This is a genomic window from Pseudomonas sp. SYWMCR5 (assembly GCF_057197165.1).
In genome coordinates this window covers 569,156-591,421 of sequence record NZ_JBXUNH010000001.1, presented here as the reverse complement: position 1 = coordinate 591,421, position 22,266 = coordinate 569,156, and the positions used below count along the sequence as shown (strand labels likewise).

The window sequence follows — 22,266 nt, the reverse complement described above, 5'->3', positions numbered from 1 at the left end:
CGAGGTGGTGTGCTATACAGGCTCAATCCACCATTACGCCTTGGTTGTGCCCTATAGGGCAGATGTAGTAAGACCGCCAGCTCGGCCTATTGGGGGTTGCTCATGGAGCAACCATGCGCTTTTTCATGTTGCTACTCCCTCATAATCGGAGTATGTCCAATTATTGTTCCCTTACCCGTATCTACCTTCGCGGTATACCTCAAGGCTGGCCGAGAAGAGGCGGAGTCCACAATCTCTTCGGGTGTAGCCTTCAGTATCGCCTGGGCGACCTTCTGTGAAGCCAGGTTGGTCATATCCGTCACTGCCTCAATGTAGATATACGAATATCCTGCCCGTCTGGCCTGCGCAGCTTGGTCGAGGACAACGTCTCGAAGCAGCGATTTAGCGTAGCCCTTGTTGCGGTTGGTTTCGGGTATGGCATAGCCCACCGCAACACAAGGCGCATCGCCGATCTTTCCATTCATGACGCAGGTCAAGAATGCCTCAACAGTCTTGCGATCATCCGAGAGCCGGACATACGTGAAGCGGGCAGTCCCAGGTGTTGGCACATCGAAGTGGCTGTAGAGGTTGGGATACCCAGGTACGGGGTCGATTTCTAGGATGCCGATACTCAAGCCCTGCTGAAAGGAAAGCATGCCGTCGTGTGGGTCGGCCATTTGCATTGTGAAGCTCCGAGGGTTGAGGTGGTAACCCCGATGCTAGCTGTTGCTTGGCAAATTGCCATGATGGAAGCGCTAAGATGGCCCGTTTTTTAGGGCAAATTTAGGGCAGAGTTGGGGCCGCATTAGGCCGTAATGAGTCACATCACCATGGCTCGATAGCAATGATTTCGGGCCTGAAGCGGCCTGTCGGGCAACCCGGGCGGGTTCAAATCCCTATCTCTCCGCCATACATGAAAAGCCCCGCTGATGAAAATCAGCGGGGCTTTTTAATGGGCAAAATTCGACGATAGGTAGGCTCGAGGCTCTCAAGAGTTTGCGGCAGATATCAGCGCTTCGGCCTCTAGTCTGCCGGGTCGTTGCCAATTCAACGACCGGCTTTGACAGGCCGCTTCGATCACTGAAACTCGAATTCCTTTTGAAACAGGTTGCTCAGGATCTGGGTGTTGCCTTGAGCATTGCAGACCGACGATGGTTTTGGGGTCAGGAGCTGCCGCGATCAGAGGCCTGGTCAGGATGGCTTTGACCAGGATGCTAGGGTCTGTATGAAAAGCCTTGAGACGAAGGTCAGGCAAGGCGAAAACAGCCGAGGAACGGCCGGGGTCGCGCTCGACTTTACGAGTTGTAAATGAGCATTCCGACCGGGCTGGCGCACCAGGCTGTTTTCAACGCAGCATCACCGAGTATCAAGGTTTTTCATACAGAGCCTAGTAGATCGCTATGGATCTTTGCCGATGGCGGCGCCCCCATCGCGGGACCAGCCCGCTCCTACAGGTAGAATGAACCAGGACTAAGCCGAAAGCGCGCCCGAGAAGCTCGGGCGCGCTTTTTAGTTATGCGAATTTACTTTCCAGCGCTCTGCACAGCACTCGTAAGGATCCGTCACACCCTCAGGCAACAGCCGTGCTGCGTGCAGGCCGGCGGCGATACAGCACAAGCGTTGCAGTGAACGCACACAGCGCTGCAAACATCAGCCAGTAAGCCGGGGCGGCCTTGTCTGACGTGGCATGGATCGCCCAGGTGGACACCGCCGGGGTGAAGCCGCCGAATACCGCAGTGGCGAGGCTATAAGCCAGGGAGAATCCGGCAACACGCACTTCGGTGGGCATGATTTCGGTCAGGGCCGGGATCAGTGCGCCGTTGTACACGCCGTAGAGGCACGAGAACCACAGCAGCACCTCCAGCATGTGAGCGAAGCTGGGGCTCTGGGCCAGGTACGACAGCGCGGGATATGCCGTGAGCACGGTCAGCAGGGACATCGCCGCCAGCAGCGGTTTGCGTCCCAGGCGATCGCTCAACGTGCCGCCGATCGGCAGCCACAGGAAGTTGGACACGGCGACCAGCAAGGTCACCATCAATGCGTCACTGGTATCGAGCTGCAGCACGGTTTTGCCAAAGGTCGGGGCGTACACGGTAATCATGTAGAAAGCGGTGGTGGTCATGGCCACCATCAGCATGCCCAGGATCACCACCGATGCGTTGGCGCACAGCGTCTTGAACACTTGGCTCATGGTCGGGCGATGTTCGCGTTTGGCGAATTCTTCGGTCTCCTGCAGGTTACGGCGCAGCAGGAAGATGCACGGGACGATCAGGCAGCCCACGGCGAAGGGAATCCGCCATCCCCACTGGGAGAGCTCCTCGGCGGACAACCACTGATTCAAGCCATAACCCAGGGCTGCGGCAACCATGATGGACACCTGCTGGCTGGCCGATTGCCAACTGGCGTAGAAGCCTTTGCGCCCGGGCGTGGCCATCTCCGCCAGGTAAACAGAGACGCCGCCGAGCTCGGCGCCGGCCGAGAACCCTTGCAGCAGCCTGCCTAGCAACACCAGGGCGGGCGCCCATAGACCGATACTGGCATAGCCGGGCACGAACACGATCAGCAAGGTGCCGCTGGCCATGATCGCCAAGGTCACGATGAGGCCCTGGCGCCTGCCTACGTCATCGATGTAAGCGCCAAGGATGATTGCGCCCAGCGGGCGCATCAGGAAGCCTGCGCCGAACACGGCGAAGGTCATCATCAAGGAGGCGAATTCGTTACTGGCAGGGAAGAACGCGGCAGCGATCTGGGTGGCGTAGAAGCCAAACAGGAAGAAGTCGAATTGTTCGAGGAAGTTGCCGGAGGTCACCCGGAAGACTCTTCCGGCTTTGGACGAAGCTTTGGCAGGGAGGGAGGGATTCATCACAGGCTCCAGCTATTCAGCGAATCTTTGTAAGAGGTTGTAACTAAAGATTCTTGCAGAAAGAGCATGAGTCAAAACATGAAACTTTCATTAGGTTGGCGCCCGTGGTGCCGTCAGGGGACGATCAATCGAGGCTGTTCTCGAGCGCCGCAAACAGTGCCTGGTACAACTGCTCCACCTCCGGCAGCTCCCTGGCCCGCAGGCAGCCATGAACCAGCCCGTGGCCGGGGAAGTAATCCACGGTCACGCCGTGATCCTCCAGCCGTTGCGCATAAAGCAGGCCGTCATCGCGCAATGGATCGAACTCGGCGACGGCAATGAAAGCGGGCGCCAGCCCTTTGAAATTGTCGGCGAGCAGCGGTAGCGCCAGCGGGCTGCGGGTAGTGGAGGGCAGGTAGGCATTCAGGCAGGCCTGCATGTCCGCGACAGACAGCAGCGGCGCATCGGCACATTCGCGTCGCGACACGCTGTCCTCGTCGCCCAGTGCTGGATAGATCAGTGCCTGCATGCGCGGCTGCGGCTCACCGGCCTCGCGCAGTGCCAGGCACAAGGCGGCGGCGAGGTTACCCCCGGCGCTGTCGCCGATGGCGACCAGGCGCGTGAGGTCGATCGGTATATCCAGCACGCCATCGCGCAGGGCGCGCCAGGCGGCGAGGCTGTCGTGCAGGGCGGCGGGGAAGGGGGTTTCCGGCGAGAGTCGGTAATCCACCGCCACCACCAGCACCTCCAGGCGAGCTGTCAGTTCGGCGCAGAAGAATGCGTGTGAATCGAGCCCGCCCAGCATCCAGCCGCCGCCGTGCATGAATAGCAGCGCTGGCCACCCATCGGCCGGTGCCGATTGTGCAGGCTGGAACACGCGCAGCGGCGCCAGTCCGGGCAAGCTCAGGTCGCGCACCTGCACGCCTTTCGGGCAGGGCGGGGTGAAGGCTGCTGCCATGCGTGAATAGGCCGCGCGCTGGGCCGACAGTGCAGGATCGGCCACGCCGAAGGCGCGGGTCCGCTCGATGAAGGCCTGCATGCCGGCCGAGAGTGCGTAGCGCTGCATTACTGTTGCGCGACCAATGCCGCATCGGCGGGCTTGCCGTCGAACGTGGTGACGCCTTCGAGCCAGGCCGAGACCTGCTCGGGGTGTGCCTTGAGCCAGTCTCGCGCGGCATCGAGCGGCGCTTTGCGGTTGAGGATCGGCTCCATGACCTGACTCACACCTTCACTGGTGAAACGCAGGTTGTGCAGCAGCTTGGCGACGTTGCCGCATTGTTGCTGGTAACCGGCAGCGGTCATGATCGAGACGGTGGCCGAGCCTTCGTTGGGGCCGAAGGCGTCATCGCTGCCGGAGAGGTAGCGCATGTCGATCTGCAGGTTCATCGGGTGCGGCTTCCAGCCGGCGAACACCACCCACTCGCCCTTCTGCACGGCACGCTTGACCGCTGTCAGCATGCCAGCCTCACTGGACTCTATGCCCTTGAAGCCCTTCAGGCCGAATTTGTCTTCGGCGATCATCTGCGCGGTGATGCGGTTCATGCCGCTGCCTGGCTCGATCAGGTACAGCTGGTTCTTGAGCTTGTCGCGAAACCTGGCGATGTCGGCGAAGGTCTTCAGGCCTGCGTCGTAGGCGTAGGCAGGCACGGCATAGGTGGACTGAGCATCGGCGAGGGTGGCGGGGCTGATCACGTCGATCTGCTGTTTGTCCAGGAAGGGCTTGGCCACCGATTGCATGGTCGGCTGCCAGTAACCGAGGAACACATCGAGGCGTTTTTCCGCCATGCCGGCCAGGACGATCTGCTGCGAGGCGCTGGTCTGCTTGACCTTGTAGCCCAGACTGTCGAGCAGGGCTTCGGCGACGGCGCTGCTGGCGACGACATCGGTCCAGTTCACCGAGCCCATGCGCACATTCTGGCAAGCGGCGGGCTCTGCGGCCCAGCTGGCTGCGCTGATACTCAGGAGTGTGGCGCAGGTGGCCGCCTTGATCGATCGCTGCATGACTTTTCCCCTCACGAGACGGTGATTATCGTTGTTATGTCATGACGCCCCGCGCGGCGGTGGCTGCCGCTCAGGTTATGAGTCGGCCGAGCGGAAAAATCGCACCCAGGCGACCTGCTTTTGCACCCAGGCGACTTCGAGTTTGGCACGCTACCGGATGAGGCGCTTGGCCGGGACGCTGTTCTGGTTGTTCAAAAATCACGCAACCCGTTGATTTTGCTTGCGCTATTCCCCTCCCTGATTGTGCCGCCCGCGTTGCGGGTATAGACTTTGCAAACTCTTCACCAAAGGCCCCCTTTGGTCCTCGCGACCGCCCGCCAGCATGAAACCGATCCAGTTGCCCCTGGGTGTGCGCCTGCGCGATGACGCCACCTTCATCAACTACTATCCGGGTGCCAACGCCGCGGCGCTGGGCTATGTCGAGCGGCTGTGCGAAGCCGACGCCGGCTGGACCGAGAGCCTCATCTATCTATGGGGTAAGCAGGGCGCGGGGCGTACTCACCTGCTGCAGGCCGCCACCCACCGTTTCCAGCAACTGGGCGAACCCGCTGTCTACCTGCCGTTGGCGCAATTGCTCGACCGTGGCGTGGAGCTGCTCGATCATCTGGAGCAGTACGAGCTGGTGTGCATCGACGACCTGCACGTGATTGCCGGCAAGGCCGACTGGGAAGAGGCGATGTTCCATCTGTTCAATCGCCTGCGAGACAGCGGCCGGCGCTTGCTGCTGGCGGCATCGAGTTCGCCGCGGGAGCTGCCGATCAAGCTTGCCGACCTCAAGTCACGGCTTACGCTGGCACTGATTTTCCAGATGCGTGGCCTGTCCGACGAAGACAAGCTGCGCGCCTTGCAACTGCGGGCCTCGCGCCGTGGCCTGCACCTGACCGATGAGGTCGGGCACTTCATTCTCACCCGTGGCACGCGCAGCATGAGCGCACTGTTCGATCTGCTCGAGCGCCTCGACCAGGCCTCGCTGCAGGCCCAGCGCAAATTGACCATTCCCTTCCTCAAGGAAACCCTCGGCTGGTAACCCTGAAAACACCGGGCCAGAGCGGCAAAACGCAAAAGTCACATTTTTTTCGATAAAATTTGCAAATAGGTCCGATAGAAGGCATAGTTTCCCCCTTCTAAAGGATTACAGACACGGTCGTGCCCATGCTCAAGCGCTTCGCACCCCTCGTGCCACTCGCACTCGTGACCCTGCTTTTTGGCTGCGCGGCCCAAGGCCCGATTTCCCAGCCCCAGGATCACCCATCGGTCACCGCGCAAACCGCGGTCAAGGCCAAGGCGTCGCATTCGTCGGTATTCGATGAAGAAGACCTCGCCACCGATGAAGACCTCCAAGCCTTCTCCAGCAACAGCAAGCCCTACCAGCTGCCCGTCCTTGCAGACAGCATCCTGGAGCGCGGCATGTCGCTGATCGGCACCCGTTATCGTTTCGGCGGTACTTCCGAGCAGTCCGGCTTCGATTGCAGCGGCTTCATCGGCTACCTGTTCCGCGAAGAGGCCGGCATGAACCTGCCGCGCTCGACCCGCGAGATGATCAACGTCGACGCACCCAAGGTCGCACGCAACAAGCTCAAGCCAGGTGACCTGCTGTTCTTCAGCACCAATGGCCGTGGCCGTGTCAGCCATGCCGGCATCTACCTGGGCGACAACCAGTTCATCCACTCCAGCAGCCGCCGCAGCGGTGGTGTGCGCATCGATAACCTCGGTGACCGCTACTGGAGCAAGACCTTCATCGAAGCCAAGCGTGCCCTGGCCATGGCGCCGACCACTACCCTGTCGCGCAACTGATATCAAAATGCTGTATCCTCGCACGGCGGCGTAGCTGAAAAGCTAGCCGCCGTGCGCATTTACGAATAGCGTCTAATCTAAATCCTTAACTCTTTTTTCGGCTGCGGCCGATTGGTCTCAGACAGGTTCTGACCCATGGCGATGATGACGCGCTTCGCATTCCTCTCCCTGGTGGCACTGCTTGCCGCCTGTTCCAGCCGTGCTCCGGCCCCGGCACCCGTGGCCAAGCCGCAGGTTACCTTCATTGACCAGCCTTCCTCGTCGCCCGTGGCTGACGACGTGCTGATCCGTGCCATCGGTCTGGTCGGCACCCCGTATCGCTGGGGCGGCAACACGCCGGACTCGGGCTTCGATTGCAGTGGCCTGATCGGTTATGTGTACCGCGATGCGGCGAACATCAGCCTGCCACGCTCGACCCGCGAGATGATCGTCATGCGTGCGCCGACCGTGAGCATCAACGCGCTGCAGTCCGGTGACCTAGTGTTCTTCGCCACCGGCGGTGGTTCGCAGGTAAGCCATGCCGGGATCTACGTGGGTGAGGGGCGCTTCGTGCATGCGCCGTCCACCGGCGGTACGGTGCGGCTGGACTACCTGTCGAACAGCTACTGGTCCAAGGCCTACCTGCAGGCCAAGCGGGTGTTGACGCCGGGGCATCTGGCGCAGAATCCCTGAGATCGTCGGGGCTGCACAGCAGCCCCGACGTACATTCAAGCCTGCTTGAGCAGCAGCGCCACCCCCGGATGGTATTGCCCCGACTCGTTATGCAGCTTGCGGTACGCATACGGGAAGTACCAGGCAATCGCACAGGCCGTGTGCTTGTTCAGGTCATCGACCAGATCCTGCAGTTCCTCGGGGCTTGCATTCTGCCCCGCCTTCCACGGGCTGACGAACAGCGCCCCGGCCTTGAGCTGGCTGGGATAGGCTGCCAGCCGCGCCAACGTCGCCGCCTCCTGCAGGGCCCCCGCCAGATCCAGGCGGGCGATCTTCGGCCAGCGCTGTTCAGTGTGCAGATGAATGGAGTGTTCGGCACCGGCAATCGACAGATCGCAGCGCCCTTCTCGCTCACCTTCGTCACGCTGCTTCTTGCTCTGATAGTGCTGCAGCGCCACCAGCTCGGCCTGCCAGGCCGCCGCGGCGAGAATACCGGCATTGGCCTGGGCACCATGCCAGTAGGGCGCGTCGCCGTCGCCGTGGATCTGGTTGAAACGGTCGATGCAGTCGATCCAGCGCTCCAGGGCCGGGCGCAGGAACTCCAGGTGCGGGTTGTTGATGATCAAGCCTTGCATGCCGCGCTCTCCTTTTATTATGGTCGCGTACAGCCGGTGATGGCTGTGTGATATCACTGCTTCAATAGTGAGACAAGCATCCAGATCAACCGTTCATCGTCCGCGTTTAATTGACGCTCCCGGTGCAACCCTCTAACCTTCGCGGCGTGTTTCAGGTGCTCTGCGGATCAGCTCCGGCAGGGTGAAACTGGGAAGCCGGTGGGCGCCAGCAGGGCGCGAATCCGGCGCTGCCCCCGCAACGGTAGGTGAGTCAAGGCCGCGCAAGGCCACTGGGTGTCCACACCCGGGAAGGCGCGCGGTTTCGGGCCAAGGCCCGGCTCACGAGCCCGGAGACCGGCCTGTCACTGCCAACGGCATCACGGAGGGTGATGCGCGCTGCCCCGTGGTGTCGCCACGGCTTTTGCGCGCTCCCTTCGCCTGCCTGCCTTGTTTTCTGTCGTTGCCTGGTGCCCGCCCGCGAGTGCCCGACCGGTGCGTCGACAGCTTGCGGAGAACCCCTGATGAGCGAATCCACCGAACGCGACGAACGCCACTTGGCGCGCATGCAGCGCAAAAAAGCGATCATCGACGAACGTATCGCCAACTCCCCCAACGAATGTGGCCTGCTGCTGGTGCTCACGGGCAATGGCAAGGGCAAGAGCAGCTCGGCCTTCGGCATGCTCGCCCGCGCGCTGGGGCATGGCATGCAGTGCGGGGTGGTGCAGTTCATCAAGGGTCGCAACAGCACTGGCGAAGAGCTGTTCTTCCGCCGCTTCCCCAATGAAGTGCGCTACCACGTGATGGGCGAGGGCTTCACCTGGGAAACCCAGGACCGCCAGCGCGACATCGCGGCTGCAGAAGCGGCCTGGGCGGTCTCCCGCCAGTTGCTGCAGGACCCGTCGGTGCAGTTCGTGGTGCTCGACGAGCTGAATATCGCCCTCAAGCACGGCTACCTCGACCTCGACCAGGTGCTCTCGGACATCCAGGCCCGTCCACCGATGCAGCACGTCATCGTCACGGGCCGCGCCGCCAAGCCGGAGATGATCGAGCTGGCCGACACCGTGACCGAGATGGGCATGCTCAAGCACGCCTTCCAGGCCGGTATCCGCGCACAGAAGGGCGTTGAACTGTGAGTCGAGCCACCCGTCATTGCCCAGCGGTGTTGATCGCCGCACCGGCCTCCGGCCAGGGCAAGACCACCGTCACTGCCGCCCTGGCGCGCCTGCACCGCAACCTCGGGCGCAAGGTGCGGGTGTTCAAGTGCGGGCCGGATTTTCTCGACCCGATGATCCTGGAGCGCGCCAGTGGCGCCCCGGTGTATCAGTTGGACATGTGGATGATCGGCGAGCAGGAGAGCCGCCGCCTGTTGTGGGACGCCGCCGCCGAAGCCGACCTGATCCTCATCGAGGGTGTCATGGGGCTGTTCGACGGCACGCCGTCGAGCGCTGACCTGGCGCGGCATTTCGGCGTGCCGGTGCTGGCGGTGATCGATGGCACTGCCATGGCCCAGACCTTCGGGGCCCTGGCCCTGGGGCTGGCGCGCTACCAGCCCGACCTGCCATTCGCTGGCGTGCTGGCCAACCGGGTCGGCAGCCTGCGTCATGCGCAACTGCTCGAAGGCAGCCTGACCGAAGGCTTGCGCTGGTATGGCGGGTTGTCTCGCGAGCGCGGCATCGAATTGCCCAGCCGTCACCTCGGGCTGGTCCAGGCCAGTGAGCTGAACGATCTGGATGCACGCCTGGACGCCGCCGCCGAGGCCTTGGGCGCCAGCTGCGATGCTGCCTTGCCGCCACCGGTGGCCTTTGTCGAGCCACAAACCGTGCACTCGGCCGCAAGCCTGGCCGGTGTGCGCATCGGTGTGGCCCGCGACGAGGCCTTCGCCTTCCTCTATGGCGCCAATCTCGACCTGCTGCGCGATCACGGCGCGGAGCTGGTGTTTTTCTCCCCGTTGCATGATCGCCACCTGCCTGTGGTCGACAGCCTGTATTTGCCTGGCGGCTACCCCGAACTGCATCACCACGCCCTGGCGGCCAACGCGCCGATGCGCGAGGCGATCCGCGGCCATCATGCCGAAGGCAAACCCTTGTTGGCCGAATGCGGCGGCATGCTCTATCTGCTCGATGCCTTGACCGACGTTGCGGGCGAGCGCGCCGAGCTGCTGGGACTGTTGCCCGGCGAAGCCGTGATGCAGAAGCGCCTCGCCGCCTTGGCGCTGCAGGCTGTCGAGTTGCCTGAAGGCACCCTGCGTGGCCATACCTATCACCACTCCCTGACCACCACCGAGCTTGTGCCCATCGCCCGTGGCCTGAGCCCCAATGGCGGACGTGGCAACGAGGCGGTCTATCGTCTGGGGCGCTTGACGGCGTCCTACGTGCACTTCTATTTCCCTTCCAACCCCGAAGCGGCGGTGGCGCTGTTGCGACCATGAACGAACACGCTTTCAGCGAGGCCGAGCGCGCTGCGGTCTACCGCGCGATCGGCGAGCGTCGCGACATGCGCCACTTCATCGGCGGCGACGTGGCGCCTGCGCTGCTTGCCCGGCTGCTGGCCGCCGCGCACCAGGCGCCCAGCGTCGGGTTGATGCAGCCCTGGCGCTTCATTCGGATCAGCCAGCGCGATCTGCGCTTGCGCATCCAGGCGCTGGTGGAGGAAGAGCGGATTCGCACCGCCGAGGCCCTCGGTGAGCGCTCCGATGCATTCATGAAGCTCAAGGTCGAAGGCATCGGCGAGTGCGCCGAGGTGCTGGTTGCCGCCTTGATGGACAAGCGCGAGCCGCACATCTTCGGCCGCCGCACCCTGCCGGAAATGGACCTGGCGTCGATGGCCTGCGCGATCCAGAACCTCTGGCTGGCCGCACGCGCCGAGGGGCTGGGGATGGGCTGGGTGTCGTTGTTCGACCCGCAGGCGCTGGGCGAGCTGCTGGGCATGCCGACTGGGGCCAAGCCGGTGGCGGTGTTGTGCCTGGGGCCGGTGGCGAAATTTTACGAAGCGCCCATGCTGGTGCTGGAAGACTGGGCGCGTGAGCGGCCGCTGAGCGAGATGCTCTACGAGAACCAATGGGGAGAGCGGCCATGAGCATCGCCTTGCTGACCGTGGCCGGTGTGGCGCTGGATGCGCTGTTGGGGGAGCCGCAGCGGCGTCATCCTCTGGTGGCTTTCGGCAACTTCGCCGGGCGTCTGGAGCAGCGCTTGAATGCCGGTGGCCGTGGCTGGCGCAGCCACGGCGTCAGTGCCTGGTTCCTGGCCGTGGTGCCCTTGACCCTGCTGGCGCTGATCCTGTCGTGGCTGCCCTACATCGGTTGGCTGGTGGACGCCCTGGCGCTGTATTGCGCGCTGGGCATGCGCAGCCTGGGCGAGCATGTATTGCCCGTGGCCCAGGCCCTGCGCCAAGGGGATCTGGATGAAGCACGGCGACGGGTAGGCTATCTGGTCAGCCGCGAGACCCGCGAGCTCGACGAGGCTGCCGTGGCCCGCGCCGCCACCGAGTCGGTGCTGGAGAATGGCAGCGATGCGGTGTTCGCCGCGCTGTTCTGGTTCGTCGTGGCCGGTGCGCCGGGCGTGGTGCTGTATCGCCTGAGCAATACCCTGGATGCCATGTGGGGCTATCGCAATGAGCGCTTCGAGCGCTTTGGCTGGGCTGCGGCGCGCATCGACGATGTGCTCAACTTCCTGCCGGCCAGGCTGGTGGCACTGACCTACGCGTTGCTGGGCAAGACCCGCCTGGCCTTGAGGTGCTGGCGCAGCCAGGCGCCACTGTGGGACAGCCCCAACGCGGGCCCGGTGATGGCCGCAGGGGCCGGCGCCCTGGGCGTGGAGCTGGGAGGCCCGGCGGTGTACCACGGCGAGCTGCACGAACGCGCCCGTCTGGGTGAGGGGCCGGTGGCCGATGCCGATGCCATCGAGCGCGGCTGGAGCCTGGTGCAGCGCGGCGTATGGCTGTGGCTGCTGGTGATCTGCACGGGGGCCTGGCTCTATGCTTGAACATGGTGGTCGCCTGCTGCGCGCGATGCGCCAGTACGGTATCGCACGCGAAGACTGGCTCGACCTGTCCAGCGGTATCGCTCCCTGGTCCTTCGCCATCCCACCGATTCCGCTGGATGCCTGGGCGCGCCTGCCCGAGGTCGAGGATGGCCTGGAGCAGGCCGCGCGCGCCTATTACGGTGTCGATGAGCTGCTCGCGGTGGCCGGTTCCCAGGCGGCGATCCAGGCCTTGCCGCATTTGCGCGCGCGCGGGCGTGTTGGCGTGTTGTCGCCGTGCTATGCCGAGCATCCGCACGCCTGGCAGCGCGCCGGGCATGAGCTTGTCGCGCTCGATGACGACCAGGTCGAAGAGGCCCTGGACAGTCTCGATGTGCTGTTGCTGGTCAACCCGAACAATCCGACCGGGCGCTGTGTACCGCGCGAGCGTCTGCTCGCCTGGCACGCTCACCTGGCCCGGCGCGGCGGCTGGCTGGTGGTGGACGAGGCGTTCATGGACAACACCCCGGCACACAGCCTCATCGACCAGAGCGGACGTGCTGGATTGATCGTGCTGCGTTCGTTCGGCAAGTTCTTTGGTCTGGCCGGTGTGCGTCTGGGCTTCGTCATGGCCGAGGCGCCACTGTTGCAGCGCCTGGCCGAGATGCTGGGGCCATGGACGGTCAGCGGCCCGACTCGAATCATCGGCCAGTCGTGCTTCGCCGACCATGCCTCGCAGCAGACGCAGATCCTGCGCTGCGCCGAAGCCAGCGCACGCCTGGCAGCACTGTTGGCCGAGTCCGGCTTGCCCGCCACTGGCGCCTGTAACCTGTTCCAGTACCTGCGTGATCCGCGCGCCGCGCAGTTGCATGACTTTCTCGCCCGTCGCGGCATTCTCGTGCGCCTGTTCGAAACGCCTGCCGCCCTGCGCTTTGGCTTGCCCGCCTGTGCGGCGGATGAACAGCGCCTGCGCCAGGCGCTGCAGGACTTCCAGAAGGAATCGGCATGACCACCCTCATGGTGCAAGGCACCACCTCCGATGCCGGCAAGAGCACGCTGGTTACCGCCCTGTGCCGCTGGCTGTTGCGCCAGGGTGTCGGCGTGGTGCCGTTCAAGCCGCAGAACATGGCGCTCAACAGCGCGGTGACCGCCGACGGTGGCGAGATTGGCCGCGCCCAGGCGGTGCAGGCCCAGGCCTGCCGGCTGGCGCCGCACACCGACATGAACCCGGTGCTGCTCAAGCCCAACAGCGACACTGGCGCCCAGGTCATCGTCCATGGCCGCGCGGTAACCAGCATGAACGCCGTCGCCTACCACGACTACAAGGCCATCGCCATGCAGGCGGTGCTGGCCTCGCACCAGCGCCTGAGCGCCGCCTACCCGGTGGTGATGGTCGAAGGTGCAGGCTCGCCCGCCGAGATCAACCTGCGCGCCGGCGATATCGCCAACATGGGGTTTGCCGAGGCAGTGGACTGCCCGGTGATCCTGGTGGCCGATATCAACCGTGGCGGCGTTTTCGCCCACCTGGTCGGCACCCTCGAACTGCTGTCGCCCAGCGAGCAGGCGCGGGTGAAGGGGTTTGTCATCAACCGTTTTCGCGGTGACATCGCCTTGCTGCAACCGGGCCTGGACTGGCTCGAGCAGCGTACCGGCAAACCGGTGCTGGGCGTATTGCCCTACGTCACCGACCTGCACCTGGAGGCCGAGGACGGCATTGACCGGCGCCAGTCGCTCAAGGGCGATCGTGTGCTCAAGGTGATCGTTCCGGTGCTGCCGCGCATCAGCAACCACACCGACTTCGACCCGCTGCGCCTGCACCCGCAGGTGGACTTGCAGTTCATCGGACCCGGCCAGCCGATCCCGCCTGCCGACCTGATCATCCTGCCCGGCTCCAAGAGCGTGCGCGGTGACCTGGCGCAATTGCGCGAGCGCGGCTGGGACAGCGCCATTGCCCGCCACCTGCGTTATGGTGGCAAGCTCATCGGCATCTGTGGCGGGCTGCAGATGCTCGGGCGCCAGGTGCACGACCCGCTCGGGCTGGAGGGGCCAGCAGGTTCGAGCGCTGGGCTGGGCCTGTTCGACTACGCCACGGTGCTGGAAGCCGAAAAGCAGCTGCGCAATGTCGCAGGCGTGCTGAGCCTCGAGCAGGCATCGGTGTCGGGCTACGAGATTCACGCAGGTGTCACCCAGGGGCCTGCGCTGGAGCAGCCCGCGGTGATGCTCGCAGACGGCCGTGCCGATGGCGCGATCAGCGCCGACGGGCAGATACTCGCCACTTATCTGCATGGCCTGTTCGAGGTTAGCCAGTCGTGCGCCGCGCTGCTGCGCTGGGCCGGGCTGGATGACGTCGAGGTGGTCGATTACGAGGCATTGCGCGAGCGCGATATCGAGCGTCTGGCCGACCTCATCGAGCAGCACCTGGACACTGCGCAGTTGCGCGCCTTGTGTGGAGTCGCCTGAGATGCGCAACCTGATCCTCGGTGGTGCCCGCTCGGGCAAGAGCCGCCTGGCCGAGCAACTGGCTGCGGCCAGTGGTTTGCCGGTCACCTACATCGCCACCAGCGAGCCGCTGGACGGCGAGATGAATGAACGCGTGCGCCTGCACCGCGAGCGTCGGTCTTCTGACTGGGGGCTGATCGAAGAGCCTCTGGCCTTGGCCCGCGTGCTGCGTGCCGAAGCCGACCAAGGGCGCTGCCTGCTGGTGGATTGCCTGACCCTGTGGTTGACCAATCTGCTGATGCTCGACGACGAGCAGCGCCTGGCCGAGGAGCGTGACGCGCTGCTCGACTGCCTGGGTAGCCTGCCGGGCACGCTGATCCTGGTCAGCAACGAAACCGGCCTGGGCGTGGTGCCCATGGGCGAGCTGACCCGTCGTTACGTCGACCTGGCCGGCTGGCTGCACCAGGCCGTGGCCGAACGCTGTGAGCGCGTGGTGCTCACGGTTGCCGGCCTTCCTCTCATGCTCAAAGGACCTGCTCTATGAATACCACCTGGTGGCTCGATGCCTGCCAACCCCTCGACAACGACGCCATGGAGCAGGCGCGCAGCCGTCAGCAGCAACTGACCAAACCCGCCGGATCGCTGGGCCAGCTGGAAGCCCTGGCGATTACCCTGGCCGGCCTGCAAGGTCGTGAGCGTCCGAACCTCGAGCGCGTGGCAATCGGCCTGTTTGCCGGTGACCATGGCGTGGTGGAGGAGGGTATCTCCGCCTATCCCCAGGCAGTTACTGGCCAGATGTTGCGCAATTTCGTCGGCGGTGGCGCGGCGATCAGCGTGCTGGCGCGTCAACTGGAGGCGACGCTGGACGTGGTCGACCTGGGGACCATCGACCCCGAACTACAACTGCCGGGCGTGCATCACCTGCGCCTGGGTACCGGTACTGCCAACTTCGCCCGTCAGCCAGCGATGACCGACGCGCAACTGCGCGCCGCGCTCGCGGCCGGGCGCGACAGTGCCTTGCGTGCAGCAGAGCAGGGCGCGCAGTTGTTCATCGGTGGCGAGATGGGCATTGGCAACACCACGGCAGCGGCGGCCCTGGCCAGTGCGTTGCTCGGGTGCCCGGCCAATGCCCTGAGCGGCCCGGGTACCGGGCTCGACAGTGCCGGGGTACGGCACAAGGCCGAGGTGATCGAGCGTGCCCTGACATTGCACGGCCTGCAGGACGGCGACCCGTTGCGGGCATTGGCCTGCGTCGGTGGTTTCGAGATCGCCGCGCTGGCGGGGGCGTACCTGGCCTGCGCGCAGGAAGGGATAGCGGTGCTGGTCGACGGCTTCATCTGCAGCGTGGCGGCCTTGGTTGCCGTGCGCCTCAATCCGCAGTGCCGCCAGTGGCTGCTGTTCGCCCACCAAGGCGCCGAGCCTGGGCATCGGGCCTTGCTCGAGGCGCTGCAGGCAGAACCGCTGCTGGCCCTCGGGCTGCGCCTGGGCGAGGGCAGCGGTGCTGCGCTGGCGGTTCCATTGATGCGTCTGGCCTGCGCGCTGCACGGGCAGATGGCGACCTTCGCCGAAGCGGCGGTCGCGGATCGCCCGGCATGATCCTCGATCTGCTGCGCCATGGTGAGACCGAACTGGGCGGCGGCCTGCGCGGCAGCCTGGACGACGCCCTGACCGCGCAGGGCTGGACGCAGATGCGTGCGGCTGTCGAGAAGGGTGGGCCCTGGGACGTGCTGGTCAGTTCGCCCTTGCAGCGTTGTGCACGTTTCGCCGACGAGCTGGGCGCAGGTCTCCAACTGCCGGTGCAGCTCGAAGCGGGTGTACGCGAGCTGCACTTTGGCGAGTGGGAAGGACGCAGCGCGGCGCAGATCATGCAGACCGAAGCTGACGCCTTGGGGCTGTTCTGGGCTGACCCTTACGCCTTCACGCCGCCTGCAGGCGAGCCGGTTGCCGACTTCGCCGAGCGCGTGCTGGCCGCGATCGAAACCCTGGCCCGGCAACACTCGGGCAAGCGCGTGCTGCTGGTGACCCACGGCGGTGTCATGCGCCTGTTGCTGGCGCGTGCCCGTGGCCTGCCGCGTGAGCAGTTGCTGCAGGTCGAGGTGGGGCACGGTGCGTTGGTACGCCTGGCGCTGCAGGCTGACGGCCAGTTGCGTGAGGTAGCCTGATGCTGCCGTTCTGGATTGCCCTGCAGTTTCTCAGCAGCCTACCGGTAAGCCTGCCGGGCATGCCGGAGCCGCGGCAGATGGGCCGCTCGCTGCTGTTCTACCCCGCCGTCGGGTTACTGTTCGGCCTGCTGCTGTGGGCTGCCAGCGCGCTGCTGCAGGGGGCAGCGGCACCGTTGCAGGCGGCATTGCTGCTGACCTTGTGGGTGCTGCTCAGTGGCGCCCTGCACCTGGATGGCCTGGCCGACAGTGCCGATGCCTGGCTGGGTGGCTTCGGCGACCGCGAGCGCACCTTGCAGATCATGAAAGACCCGCGCAGTGGCCCGATTGCCGTGGTCACCCTGGTGCTGGTGCTGCTGTTGAAGTTCTGCGCCTTGTGGGTGCTGGTCGAGCGTGGCGCGGGTGCCTGGTTGGTTCTGGCGCCAGTGGTCGGGCGGGCTGCGATGCTCGGTTTGTTCCTCTGCACACCTTATGTGCGTGCGGGGGGGCTGGGCTCGGCACTGGCCGAACACCTGCCCAGGCGTGCGGCAGGCGGGGTGCTGCTGGGCAGTGCGCTGGGCTGTCTGGTGCTGGGTGGCTGGCTGGGGCTGTGGCTGCTTCTAGTGGCAGCGCTGGTCTTTGCGCTCTTGCGGCGGCAGATGTGCCGCCGGTTGGGCGGGACCACCGGTGACACTGCAGGTGCACTGCTGGAACTGCTGGAGTTGACGGTGGTATTGGGGCTGGCACTTTTGTATTGATACCCGGGCAAATTCGGAATCTGCCTTCAATCATTGTGGAAATTTCCCAGTGTTTGCAGGGTTACGCTCGGCTTCCTTCCGTGCCCTGGGGTAATCTCCGATGCTCTACCGTCTGCTTGTCGGCCTGTTGTTACTGGTGCCGCTAACGGCTCCAGCAGCTGATCTGATCGATTTCTGGGGCACACCGCGCCACGGTGGTAACAGTTTCAACCGCCTGCCGCCCGAGCAAGCTTACTTCGACGCCCTGCAAGCCTACGGTGCGACCTGGGTGCGGCTTTCGTACGACAAATGGAAGCCGGCCGGCAGGGATTTCCTGTTGGGCGACGCCGACAACTACACAGAGCTTGTCCAGACAGATCTGGACACACTGAAACAGGTGCTGGATCGCGCGCAGCGTGCAGGCCTGAAAGTGGTCATCGCACCGCTTTCGCTGCCGGGCATGCGCTGGTCGCAGAACAATCAGGGTCATTTCGATGATCGGCTGTGGCAGGACAAGCGCTACTGGGTTCAGTCCGCGGCCTTCTGGCGGGACCTGGCGCAGGCATTGAAAGGCCATCCCGCTGTCGCAGCCTATAACCTGGTCAATGAGCCCGCCCCGGAAAAGCAGGGTGGTCTGCCGGAGCATGCCTCGCAGGAGCAGATGAAAGCCTGGTATGCGCGGCAGCAGGGCGGGCCGCGTGATCTGCCGGCACTGTCTGCCAAGCTGCTGGCAGCGATCCGGGCAGTGGACGACAAGACCCCGGTGATGGTCGATGCCGGCTGGTATGCCGCGGCCGATGCTTTCGGCTATTGGCCAAGGCCGCTGGCAGATGTGCGTGTGCTCTACAGCGTGCACATGTACGAACCCTACGCTGCCACCAGTGCGCCGAACATGGCGCGCAAGCGGCCGTTCGAATACCCGGGCAGGGTGCCTTTCGCGGGGCGTGACGAGCACTGGGATGCGGCGCGGGTAGCACAGTACCTGCAACTTCCGCTGCAATGGGCCGAGGCCATGCGGGTCCCGCGTTCACGACTGGTGGTCGGCGAGTTCGGCTGTATGCGCCGTCTGCCGGGCTGTCATCGCTACCTGGAGGACGTTCTGGAAGTGCTCGTGCATGAGCGGCTGCACTGGGCCTTCTACAGTTTTCGCGAGGACAGCTGGGATGGCATGGACTACGAACTGGGCAGCGGCAAGGTGCCGTGGCGCTACTGGAAGGCTATCGACGAGGGCGCGCCCGATCCGCTCGAGCGTAAGGCCGGTGAGGCATTCGAACCGATTCGTCGGCGTTTGCAGCCATGAGCGAATCGAGAAACTTCTTGCAACATCCCTGGGTGCGGGTATATACACGCTTTCATGTTGACCAGTGAATGCATCTGCACCCACCTGCGTCGTGCCGCCCGCGGGGTGAGCCGACATTACGACGAGGCCCTGGCGGGCTTCGGTATCAATGTCGCGCAGTTTTCCTTGTTGCGTCATCTGCAGCGGCTCGACCAGCCGAGTATCACCAGCCTGGCCGAGGCCATGGGCCTGGACCGCAGCACCTTGGGTCGCAACCTGCGGGTGCTGGAGGCCGATGGGTTGGTGGCGCTTGGCGAGGGCAGCGACCAGCGCAATCGCCTGGTGTGCCTGACCGAGGCTGGCAAGGCGTGCCTGGCTGCCGCACATCCTGCCTGGGAGCAGGCTCAGCTACAGTTGGTCGAGCATCTGGGCGAGGAGCAGCGCGATGAACTGGTTCGCTTGTTGGAGCGTTTGGCCTGAAATGTGCCCTATAAAGCGGGTATATACCCGCACAAACCTTGCGATGGTTAGGAGACAACAACAATGACTTCCGTTTGGCGAACCAGTGGCTGGGTGCTGCTCGGGGCGGCGCTGATCCTGGCGCTGTCGCTGGGTGTGCGGCATGGCTTCGGCCTGTTCCTGGCCCCCATGAGCGCCGATTTTGGCTGGGGGCGTGAAGTCTTCGCCTTCGCCATCGCCCTGCAGAACCTGATCTGGGGATTGGCCCAGCCGTTCGCCGGCGCGCTGGCCGATCGCCTGGGCGCGGCGCGGGTGGTGATCATTGGCGGCATTCTCTACGCCGTTGGCCTGGTACTGATGGGCATGGCCGATTCGATCTGGTCGTTGTCGCTGAGTGCTGGCTTGCTGATCGGCATCGGGCTGTCTGGTACCTCGTTCTCGGTAATCCTCGGCGTGGTTGGCCGCGCGGTGCCGCCGGAAAAACGCAGCATGGCCATGGGGATTGCCAGCGCGGCGGGATCGTTCGGCCAGTTCGCCATGCTGCCGGGTACGCTTGGGCTGATCCAGTGGCTGGGCTGGTCGGCAGCGCTGCTGGTACTGGGTTTGATGGTGGCGCTGATCGTGCCTTTCGTCGGGCTGCTGCGCGATCGGCCACTGCCCAGCCAGGGCGGCGAGCAGACGCTGGGCCAGGCACTGCGCGAGGCGTGCTCGCATTCCGGTTTCTGGCTGCTGGCACTGGGCTTTTTCGTCTGCGGTTTCCAGGTGGTGTTCATCGGTGTGCACCTGCCGGCCTATCTGGTCGACCAGCACTTGCCAGCGACCATCGGCACCACGGTGCTGGCACTGGTCGGGTTGTTCAACATCGTTGGCACCTACACTGCCGGCTGGCTGGGCGGACGCATGTCCAAGCCGCGTCTGCTGACTAGCCTCTATCTGTTGCGGGCGGTGGTGATCGTGCTGTTCCTGTGGATACCGGTGACCGAATTCAGCGCCTACCTGTTCGGCATTGCCATGGGCCTGTTGTGGTTGTCGACGGTGCCGCTGACCAATGGCACGGTGGCGACCCTGTTCGGTGTGCGCAACCTGTCGATGCTGGGGGGGATCGTGTTCCTGTTCCATCAGCTCGGCGCCTTCCTCGGTGGCTGGCTGGGCGGGGTGGTCTATGACCGCACGGGCAGCTATGACCTGGTCTGGCAGATCTCCATCCTGCTCAGCCTGCTGGCGGCGGCCCTCAACTGGCCGGTGCGCGAACGCCCGGTTGCGCGCCTGCAGGCCACGGCGGCATGAACCGCGCCTTGCTGCGCGGGCTGCTGGTGGCGGGTGCGCTGCTGGTGGTGGCGCTCGCCTGGTGGGGCTGGCATCAGGGCGGATTGGCGTTGATGCAACTGGGCATGGGTGTTTGTTAAGCGCTACCCTGCAAGGCAAGGAATTGTCTTGCAGGAGAACAAGAACATGCTCACTCGTTGGTTCGCGCTACCTTTGCTGGCCCTGACAGTCACTGCTTCCACTTGGGCGGCCGAATGCCCGGCGCTGCTGCAGGGCAGCCTGCCGGAGCTGCGTGGCAAAGGGCAGGTCGAGCTGTGCCAGCGCTACGCCGGCAAGCCGTTGGTGGTGATCAATACCGCCAGTTACTGCGGCTTCGCGCCGCAGTTCGAGGGCCTGGAGGCTACCTACAAGGAGTACCACGAGCAGGGGCTGGAAATGCTCGGCGTCCCCTCCAACGATTTCAAGCAGGAAGATGCCGACAGCGAGAAGACCGCCAAGGTCTGCTACGCCAACTACGGCGTCACCTTCACCATGACCAAGACCCAGTCGGTGCGTGGCAAGGATGCGATCCCGCTGTTCGTCGAGCTGGCAAAGCAGAGCAGTGCGCCCAAGTGGAATTTCTACAAGTACGTGGTGGACCGGCGAGGCAAGGTGATCGGCAATTTCTCCAGCCTGACCAAGCCGGATGATCCGGCGTTCCGGGCGGCTATCGAGAAGGCCATTGCGTCGCAGCCTTGATGCAGCGCTTTCTGTTGATGGGCGATCAGTGCGGGTGCACGGTGATTGCCACCAGGCGCATCACCACGGGCCGCACCATCAGCACGCAGACGAACGCCACCGGCATCGCCAACTGATAGGCCTGGAGTACTTTGCGCAAGTAGTCCTGGTCGATGCCGGCCGTTGCAGCAGTGATCACGAAGCACATCAGCATCGCCATGATCGCCGACATGTAGAAGGCGAAGACATAGGGTGTGGCACTGGCGCGCAGCTTGCGACGGCGGGGCTGGGACAAAGGAGTCATGAGGGCGCCTCTTGGTTGAACATGAGAAGCGCAGGGTAACAATGGCCTCCTGTGCGCTGTAGACCCGTCGCGCTGAGTTCTTTATAAAGAGATTCTTACGAATCCCCAGAGCCCGCCATGGATCTGCTCAACGCCATCCGCAGTTTCATCAAGGTCGTCGAGGCCGGCAGCATTGCCGGTGCGGCGCGCGCACTGGGCCTGAGTGCGGCAGCGGTCAGCCAGAACCTGGCACGCCTGGAAGCGCACCTGCAGGTCCGCCTGCTATCGCGCAGCACCCGCAGCATGGCCCTCACGCCCGCTGGCAGCCAGTATTACAGCCGGGTCAAGCAGGTGGAGCGCGACCTGATCCTGGCCGAGCAAGCGGTCACCACTCCCGATACCGAACCGCAAGGGCGCTTGTGCATTGCCGCCACATCGGCATTCGGGCGCCGTATCCTGGCGCCACTGATTCCCGCTTTCAGTGCACGTTACCCGCTGCTTTCGATAGAAATGGTTGCGAGTGATCGTCGCGTCAATCATGCCCGCGAAGATGTCGATGTCAGCCTGCGTATCACTCCGCAGTTGGAAGACCACTTGCTGGCTCGGCATATCGCCCGTATCCCGTTCGTCTGCTGTGCCTCGCCCGGCTACCTGGCCCAGGCCGGCCGGCCGACCACGCCCGAGGCGTTGCGGGATCACCGCTGCCTGGTGCTGCGTTACCCCGTCGATGGGCGGCTGCTGCGCTGGGGATTCGTGCGGGATGGTATGCGCTTCGAGGCTGAGTTCGGACGCGTGCTGATCAGCGATGACATCGAGGCCCTGGCGGAAATGGCGCTCAACGATGGTGGGGTGACGCGCCTGGCCGAGTTCCTTGTGCGCCCGCACCTGGACAGTGGTCAGTTGGTGCCGTTGTTCGACTCTGCCCAGTCCGGTGAGGCGTATGCGCAGACCGAACCGATGGATGTGTTTCTGTGCGTGGCTGATCGCTTTGCCATGACCGCCAAGGTGCGCGTGTTCATGGAGTATCTGCAGGTGAGCCTTGGGGAGAGCTGGCGCGTGCAGGCATGAAAAAACCGCCACGAGGGCGGTTTTTTCATGCAGGTCGAACCTA

At 64.3% G+C, this 22,266-nt stretch carries 25 protein-coding genes and 1 riboswitch; of the genes, 19 read left to right on the top strand and 6 right to left on the bottom strand.

Annotation, left to right across the window (positions count from 1 at the left end; all coding sequences use genetic code 11):
* Positions 1-131 precede the first annotated feature (131 nt).
* From AC2CGW_RS02670 to choX, 4 genes are all read right to left on the bottom strand, one after another.
* Positions 132-662, bottom strand: coding sequence for a hypothetical protein (locus tag AC2CGW_RS02670; RefSeq protein WP_484573483.1), 531 nt, complete (start codon positions 660-662; stop codon positions 132-134).
* 887 nt (positions 663-1,549) lie between these two features.
* A complete protein-coding gene (gene tcuC, locus AC2CGW_RS02665; RefSeq protein WP_186718954.1) occupies positions 1,550-2,842 on the bottom strand; it encodes an MFS transporter in 1,293 nt (430 codons plus the stop codon).
* A 124-nt stretch (positions 2,843-2,966) separates the two neighbouring features.
* Positions 2,967-3,887, bottom strand: coding sequence for an alpha/beta hydrolase (locus AC2CGW_RS02660; protein ID WP_484573482.1), 921 nt, complete (start codon positions 3,885-3,887; stop codon positions 2,967-2,969).
* Positions 3,887-4,822, bottom strand: coding sequence for a choline ABC transporter substrate-binding protein (choX, locus tag AC2CGW_RS02655; RefSeq protein ID WP_484573481.1), 936 nt, complete (start codon positions 4,820-4,822; stop codon positions 3,887-3,889). Before choX ends, AC2CGW_RS02660 begins: the two co-directional genes overlap by 1 nt.
* A gap of 322 nt (positions 4,823-5,144) precedes the next feature.
* On the opposite strand from choX, the gene hda reads away from it, so the two are divergent.
* The 3 genes from hda to AC2CGW_RS02640 all read left to right on the top strand — a co-directional run bounded on the left by hda (position 5,145) and on the right by AC2CGW_RS02640 (position 7,288).
* The gene (hda, locus tag AC2CGW_RS02650) at positions 5,145-5,849 is read left to right on the top strand and encodes a DnaA regulatory inactivator Hda (protein ID WP_054890953.1); all 705 of its coding nucleotides are present in this window, start codon (positions 5,145-5,147) and stop codon (positions 5,847-5,849) included.
* A 125-nt stretch (positions 5,850-5,974) separates the two neighbouring features.
* Positions 5,975-6,616 carry a C40 family peptidase gene (locus tag AC2CGW_RS02645; protein ID WP_054890952.1) on the top strand — a complete coding sequence of 214 codons (642 nt, stop codon included), beginning with the start codon at positions 5,975-5,977 and terminating at the stop codon, positions 6,614-6,616.
* Between the two features lie 135 nt (positions 6,617-6,751).
* Positions 6,752-7,288: a C40 family peptidase gene (locus AC2CGW_RS02640; RefSeq protein WP_186718959.1), complete on the top strand. Its 537-nt coding sequence runs from the start codon at positions 6,752-6,754 to the stop codon at positions 7,286-7,288.
* A gap of 35 nt (positions 7,289-7,323) precedes the next feature.
* On the opposite strand, the gene AC2CGW_RS02635 is transcribed toward AC2CGW_RS02640, so the two are convergent.
* A complete protein-coding gene (locus AC2CGW_RS02635) occupies positions 7,324-7,902 on the bottom strand; it encodes a hypothetical protein (protein ID WP_288377421.1) in 579 nt (192 codons plus the stop codon).
* A 136-nt stretch (positions 7,903-8,038) separates the two neighbouring features.
* A riboswitch (cobalamin riboswitch) is annotated at positions 8,039-8,258 on the top strand.
* 144 nt (positions 8,259-8,402) lie between these two features.
* Between AC2CGW_RS02635 and cobO the strand changes: the two genes are divergently transcribed.
* The 15 genes from cobO (at position 8,403) to AC2CGW_RS02560 (ending at position 20,893) form a co-directional block, all read left to right on the top strand.
* Positions 8,403-9,014 (top strand): cob(I)yrinic acid a,c-diamide adenosyltransferase, encoded by a 612-nt coding sequence (gene cobO / locus AC2CGW_RS02630; protein ID WP_065862217.1) that lies wholly within the window; start codon positions 8,403-8,405, stop codon positions 9,012-9,014.
* Positions 9,011-10,309, top strand: a complete 1,299-nt coding sequence (locus AC2CGW_RS02625) for a cobyrinic acid a,c-diamide synthase CobB (RefSeq protein WP_186667142.1) — start codon at positions 9,011-9,013, stop codon at positions 10,307-10,309. The genes cobO and AC2CGW_RS02625 overlap by 4 nt, the downstream gene beginning before the upstream one ends.
* Positions 10,306-10,956, top strand: a complete 651-nt coding sequence (gene bluB / locus AC2CGW_RS02620; protein ID WP_186718969.1) for a 5,6-dimethylbenzimidazole synthase — start codon at positions 10,306-10,308, stop codon at positions 10,954-10,956. The genes AC2CGW_RS02625 and bluB overlap by 4 nt, the downstream gene beginning before the upstream one ends.
* The gene (gene cbiB / locus AC2CGW_RS02615) at positions 10,953-11,861 is read left to right on the top strand and encodes an adenosylcobinamide-phosphate synthase CbiB (RefSeq protein ID WP_186667140.1); all 909 of its coding nucleotides are present in this window, start codon (positions 10,953-10,955) and stop codon (positions 11,859-11,861) included. The genes bluB and cbiB overlap by 4 nt, the downstream gene beginning before the upstream one ends.
* Entirely contained in the window at positions 11,854-12,846 is a 993-nt protein-coding gene (gene cobD, locus AC2CGW_RS02610; RefSeq protein WP_484573480.1) for a threonine-phosphate decarboxylase CobD, read from the top strand. Before cbiB ends, cobD begins: the two co-directional genes overlap by 8 nt.
* Positions 12,843-14,297, top strand: a complete 1,455-nt coding sequence (locus AC2CGW_RS02605) for a cobyric acid synthase (RefSeq protein WP_484573479.1) — start codon at positions 12,843-12,845, stop codon at positions 14,295-14,297. Before cobD ends, AC2CGW_RS02605 begins: the two co-directional genes overlap by 4 nt.
* A gap of 1 nt (position 14,298) precedes the next feature.
* Complete coding sequence (gene cobU / locus AC2CGW_RS02600; RefSeq protein WP_484573478.1) at positions 14,299-14,820, top strand: bifunctional adenosylcobinamide kinase/adenosylcobinamide-phosphate guanylyltransferase; 522 nt, start codon at positions 14,299-14,301, stop codon at positions 14,818-14,820.
* Positions 14,817-15,872, top strand: a complete 1,056-nt coding sequence (gene cobT, locus AC2CGW_RS02595; protein WP_484573477.1) for a nicotinate-nucleotide--dimethylbenzimidazole phosphoribosyltransferase — start codon at positions 14,817-14,819, stop codon at positions 15,870-15,872. The genes cobU and cobT overlap by 4 nt, the downstream gene beginning before the upstream one ends.
* Entirely contained in the window at positions 15,869-16,438 is a 570-nt protein-coding gene (gene cobC, locus AC2CGW_RS02590; RefSeq protein ID WP_411383084.1) for an alpha-ribazole phosphatase family protein, read from the top strand. Before cobT ends, cobC begins: the two co-directional genes overlap by 4 nt.
* Complete coding sequence (locus AC2CGW_RS02585; protein ID WP_484573476.1) at positions 16,438-17,172, top strand: adenosylcobinamide-GDP ribazoletransferase; 735 nt, start codon at positions 16,438-16,440, stop codon at positions 17,170-17,172. The genes cobC and AC2CGW_RS02585 overlap by 1 nt, the downstream gene beginning before the upstream one ends.
* 166 nt (positions 17,173-17,338) lie before the next feature.
* Positions 17,339-18,451 carry a glycoside hydrolase family 5 protein gene (locus tag AC2CGW_RS02580; protein WP_484573678.1) on the top strand — a complete coding sequence of 371 codons (1,113 nt, stop codon included), beginning with the start codon at positions 17,339-17,341 and terminating at the stop codon, positions 18,449-18,451.
* Between the two features lie 54 nt (positions 18,452-18,505).
* The gene (locus AC2CGW_RS02575) at positions 18,506-18,910 is read left to right on the top strand and encodes a MarR family winged helix-turn-helix transcriptional regulator (RefSeq protein ID WP_186711541.1); all 405 of its coding nucleotides are present in this window, start codon (positions 18,506-18,508) and stop codon (positions 18,908-18,910) included.
* 63 nt (positions 18,911-18,973) lie between these two features.
* The gene (locus AC2CGW_RS02570; protein WP_484573475.1) at positions 18,974-20,176 is read left to right on the top strand and encodes an MFS transporter; all 1,203 of its coding nucleotides are present in this window, start codon (positions 18,974-18,976) and stop codon (positions 20,174-20,176) included.
* A complete protein-coding gene (locus AC2CGW_RS02565; RefSeq protein WP_272979658.1) occupies positions 20,173-20,295 on the top strand; it encodes a hypothetical protein in 123 nt (40 codons plus the stop codon). The genes AC2CGW_RS02570 and AC2CGW_RS02565 overlap by 4 nt, the downstream gene beginning before the upstream one ends.
* A gap of 46 nt (positions 20,296-20,341) precedes the next feature.
* On the top strand, positions 20,342-20,893 hold the full coding sequence (locus AC2CGW_RS02560) for a glutathione peroxidase (protein WP_484573474.1): 552 nt from the start codon (positions 20,342-20,344) through the stop codon (positions 20,891-20,893).
* Between the two features lie 25 nt (positions 20,894-20,918).
* Here AC2CGW_RS02560 and AC2CGW_RS02555 read toward each other — a convergent pair whose 3' ends face one another.
* Positions 20,919-21,176 (bottom strand): DUF2798 domain-containing protein, encoded by a 258-nt coding sequence (locus tag AC2CGW_RS02555; RefSeq protein WP_065862204.1) that lies wholly within the window; start codon positions 21,174-21,176, stop codon positions 20,919-20,921.
* A gap of 117 nt (positions 21,177-21,293) precedes the next feature.
* Here AC2CGW_RS02555 and AC2CGW_RS02550 point away from each other — a divergent pair, with 117 nt between their 5' ends.
* The gene (locus AC2CGW_RS02550) at positions 21,294-22,223 is read left to right on the top strand and encodes a LysR family transcriptional regulator (RefSeq protein ID WP_484573473.1); all 930 of its coding nucleotides are present in this window, start codon (positions 21,294-21,296) and stop codon (positions 22,221-22,223) included.
* Positions 22,224-22,266: the final 43 nt, after the last annotated feature.

Excerpts from the sequence above, each read along its gene's own strand:
- AC2CGW_RS02670 (WP_484573483.1), bottom strand. The coding sequence starts at position 662 with ATGCAAATGGCCGACCCACACGACGGCATGCTTTCCTTTCAGCAGGGC.
- tcuC (WP_186718954.1), bottom strand. The coding sequence starts at position 2,842 with ATGAATCCCTCCCTCCCTGCCAAAGCTTCGTCCAAAGCCGGAAGAGTC.
- AC2CGW_RS02660 (WP_484573482.1), bottom strand. The coding sequence starts at position 3,887 with ATGCAGCGCTACGCACTCTCGGCCGGCATGCAGGCCTTCATCGAGCGG.
- choX (WP_484573481.1), bottom strand. The coding sequence starts at position 4,822 with ATGCAGCGATCGATCAAGGCGGCCACCTGCGCCACACTCCTGAGTATC.
- hda (WP_054890953.1), top strand. The coding sequence starts at position 5,145 with ATGAAACCGATCCAGTTGCCCCTGGGTGTGCGCCTGCGCGATGACGCC.
- AC2CGW_RS02645 (WP_054890952.1), top strand. The coding sequence starts at position 5,975 with ATGCTCAAGCGCTTCGCACCCCTCGTGCCACTCGCACTCGTGACCCTG.
- AC2CGW_RS02640 (WP_186718959.1), top strand. The coding sequence starts at position 6,752 with ATGGCGATGATGACGCGCTTCGCATTCCTCTCCCTGGTGGCACTGCTT.
- AC2CGW_RS02635 (WP_288377421.1), bottom strand. The coding sequence starts at position 7,902 with ATGCAAGGCTTGATCATCAACAACCCGCACCTGGAGTTCCTGCGCCCG.
- cobO (WP_065862217.1), top strand. The coding sequence starts at position 8,403 with ATGAGCGAATCCACCGAACGCGACGAACGCCACTTGGCGCGCATGCAG.
- bluB (WP_186718969.1), top strand. The coding sequence starts at position 10,306 with ATGAACGAACACGCTTTCAGCGAGGCCGAGCGCGCTGCGGTCTACCGC.
- cbiB (WP_186667140.1), top strand. The coding sequence starts at position 10,953 with ATGAGCATCGCCTTGCTGACCGTGGCCGGTGTGGCGCTGGATGCGCTG.
- cobD (WP_484573480.1), top strand. The coding sequence starts at position 11,854 with ATGCTTGAACATGGTGGTCGCCTGCTGCGCGCGATGCGCCAGTACGGT.
- AC2CGW_RS02605 (WP_484573479.1), top strand. The coding sequence starts at position 12,843 with ATGACCACCCTCATGGTGCAAGGCACCACCTCCGATGCCGGCAAGAGC.
- cobU (WP_484573478.1), top strand. The coding sequence starts at position 14,299 with ATGCGCAACCTGATCCTCGGTGGTGCCCGCTCGGGCAAGAGCCGCCTG.
- cobT (WP_484573477.1), top strand. The coding sequence starts at position 14,817 with ATGAATACCACCTGGTGGCTCGATGCCTGCCAACCCCTCGACAACGAC.
- cobC (WP_411383084.1), top strand. The coding sequence starts at position 15,869 with ATGATCCTCGATCTGCTGCGCCATGGTGAGACCGAACTGGGCGGCGGC.
- AC2CGW_RS02585 (WP_484573476.1), top strand. The coding sequence starts at position 16,438 with ATGCTGCCGTTCTGGATTGCCCTGCAGTTTCTCAGCAGCCTACCGGTA.
- AC2CGW_RS02575 (WP_186711541.1), top strand. The coding sequence starts at position 18,506 with ATGTTGACCAGTGAATGCATCTGCACCCACCTGCGTCGTGCCGCCCGC.
- AC2CGW_RS02570 (WP_484573475.1), top strand. The coding sequence starts at position 18,974 with ATGACTTCCGTTTGGCGAACCAGTGGCTGGGTGCTGCTCGGGGCGGCG.
- AC2CGW_RS02565 (WP_272979658.1), top strand. The coding sequence starts at position 20,173 with ATGAACCGCGCCTTGCTGCGCGGGCTGCTGGTGGCGGGTGCGCTGCTG.
- AC2CGW_RS02560 (WP_484573474.1), top strand. The coding sequence starts at position 20,342 with ATGCTCACTCGTTGGTTCGCGCTACCTTTGCTGGCCCTGACAGTCACT.
- AC2CGW_RS02555 (WP_065862204.1), bottom strand. The coding sequence starts at position 21,176 with ATGACTCCTTTGTCCCAGCCCCGCCGTCGCAAGCTGCGCGCCAGTGCC.
- AC2CGW_RS02550 (WP_484573473.1), top strand. The coding sequence starts at position 21,294 with ATGGATCTGCTCAACGCCATCCGCAGTTTCATCAAGGTCGTCGAGGCC.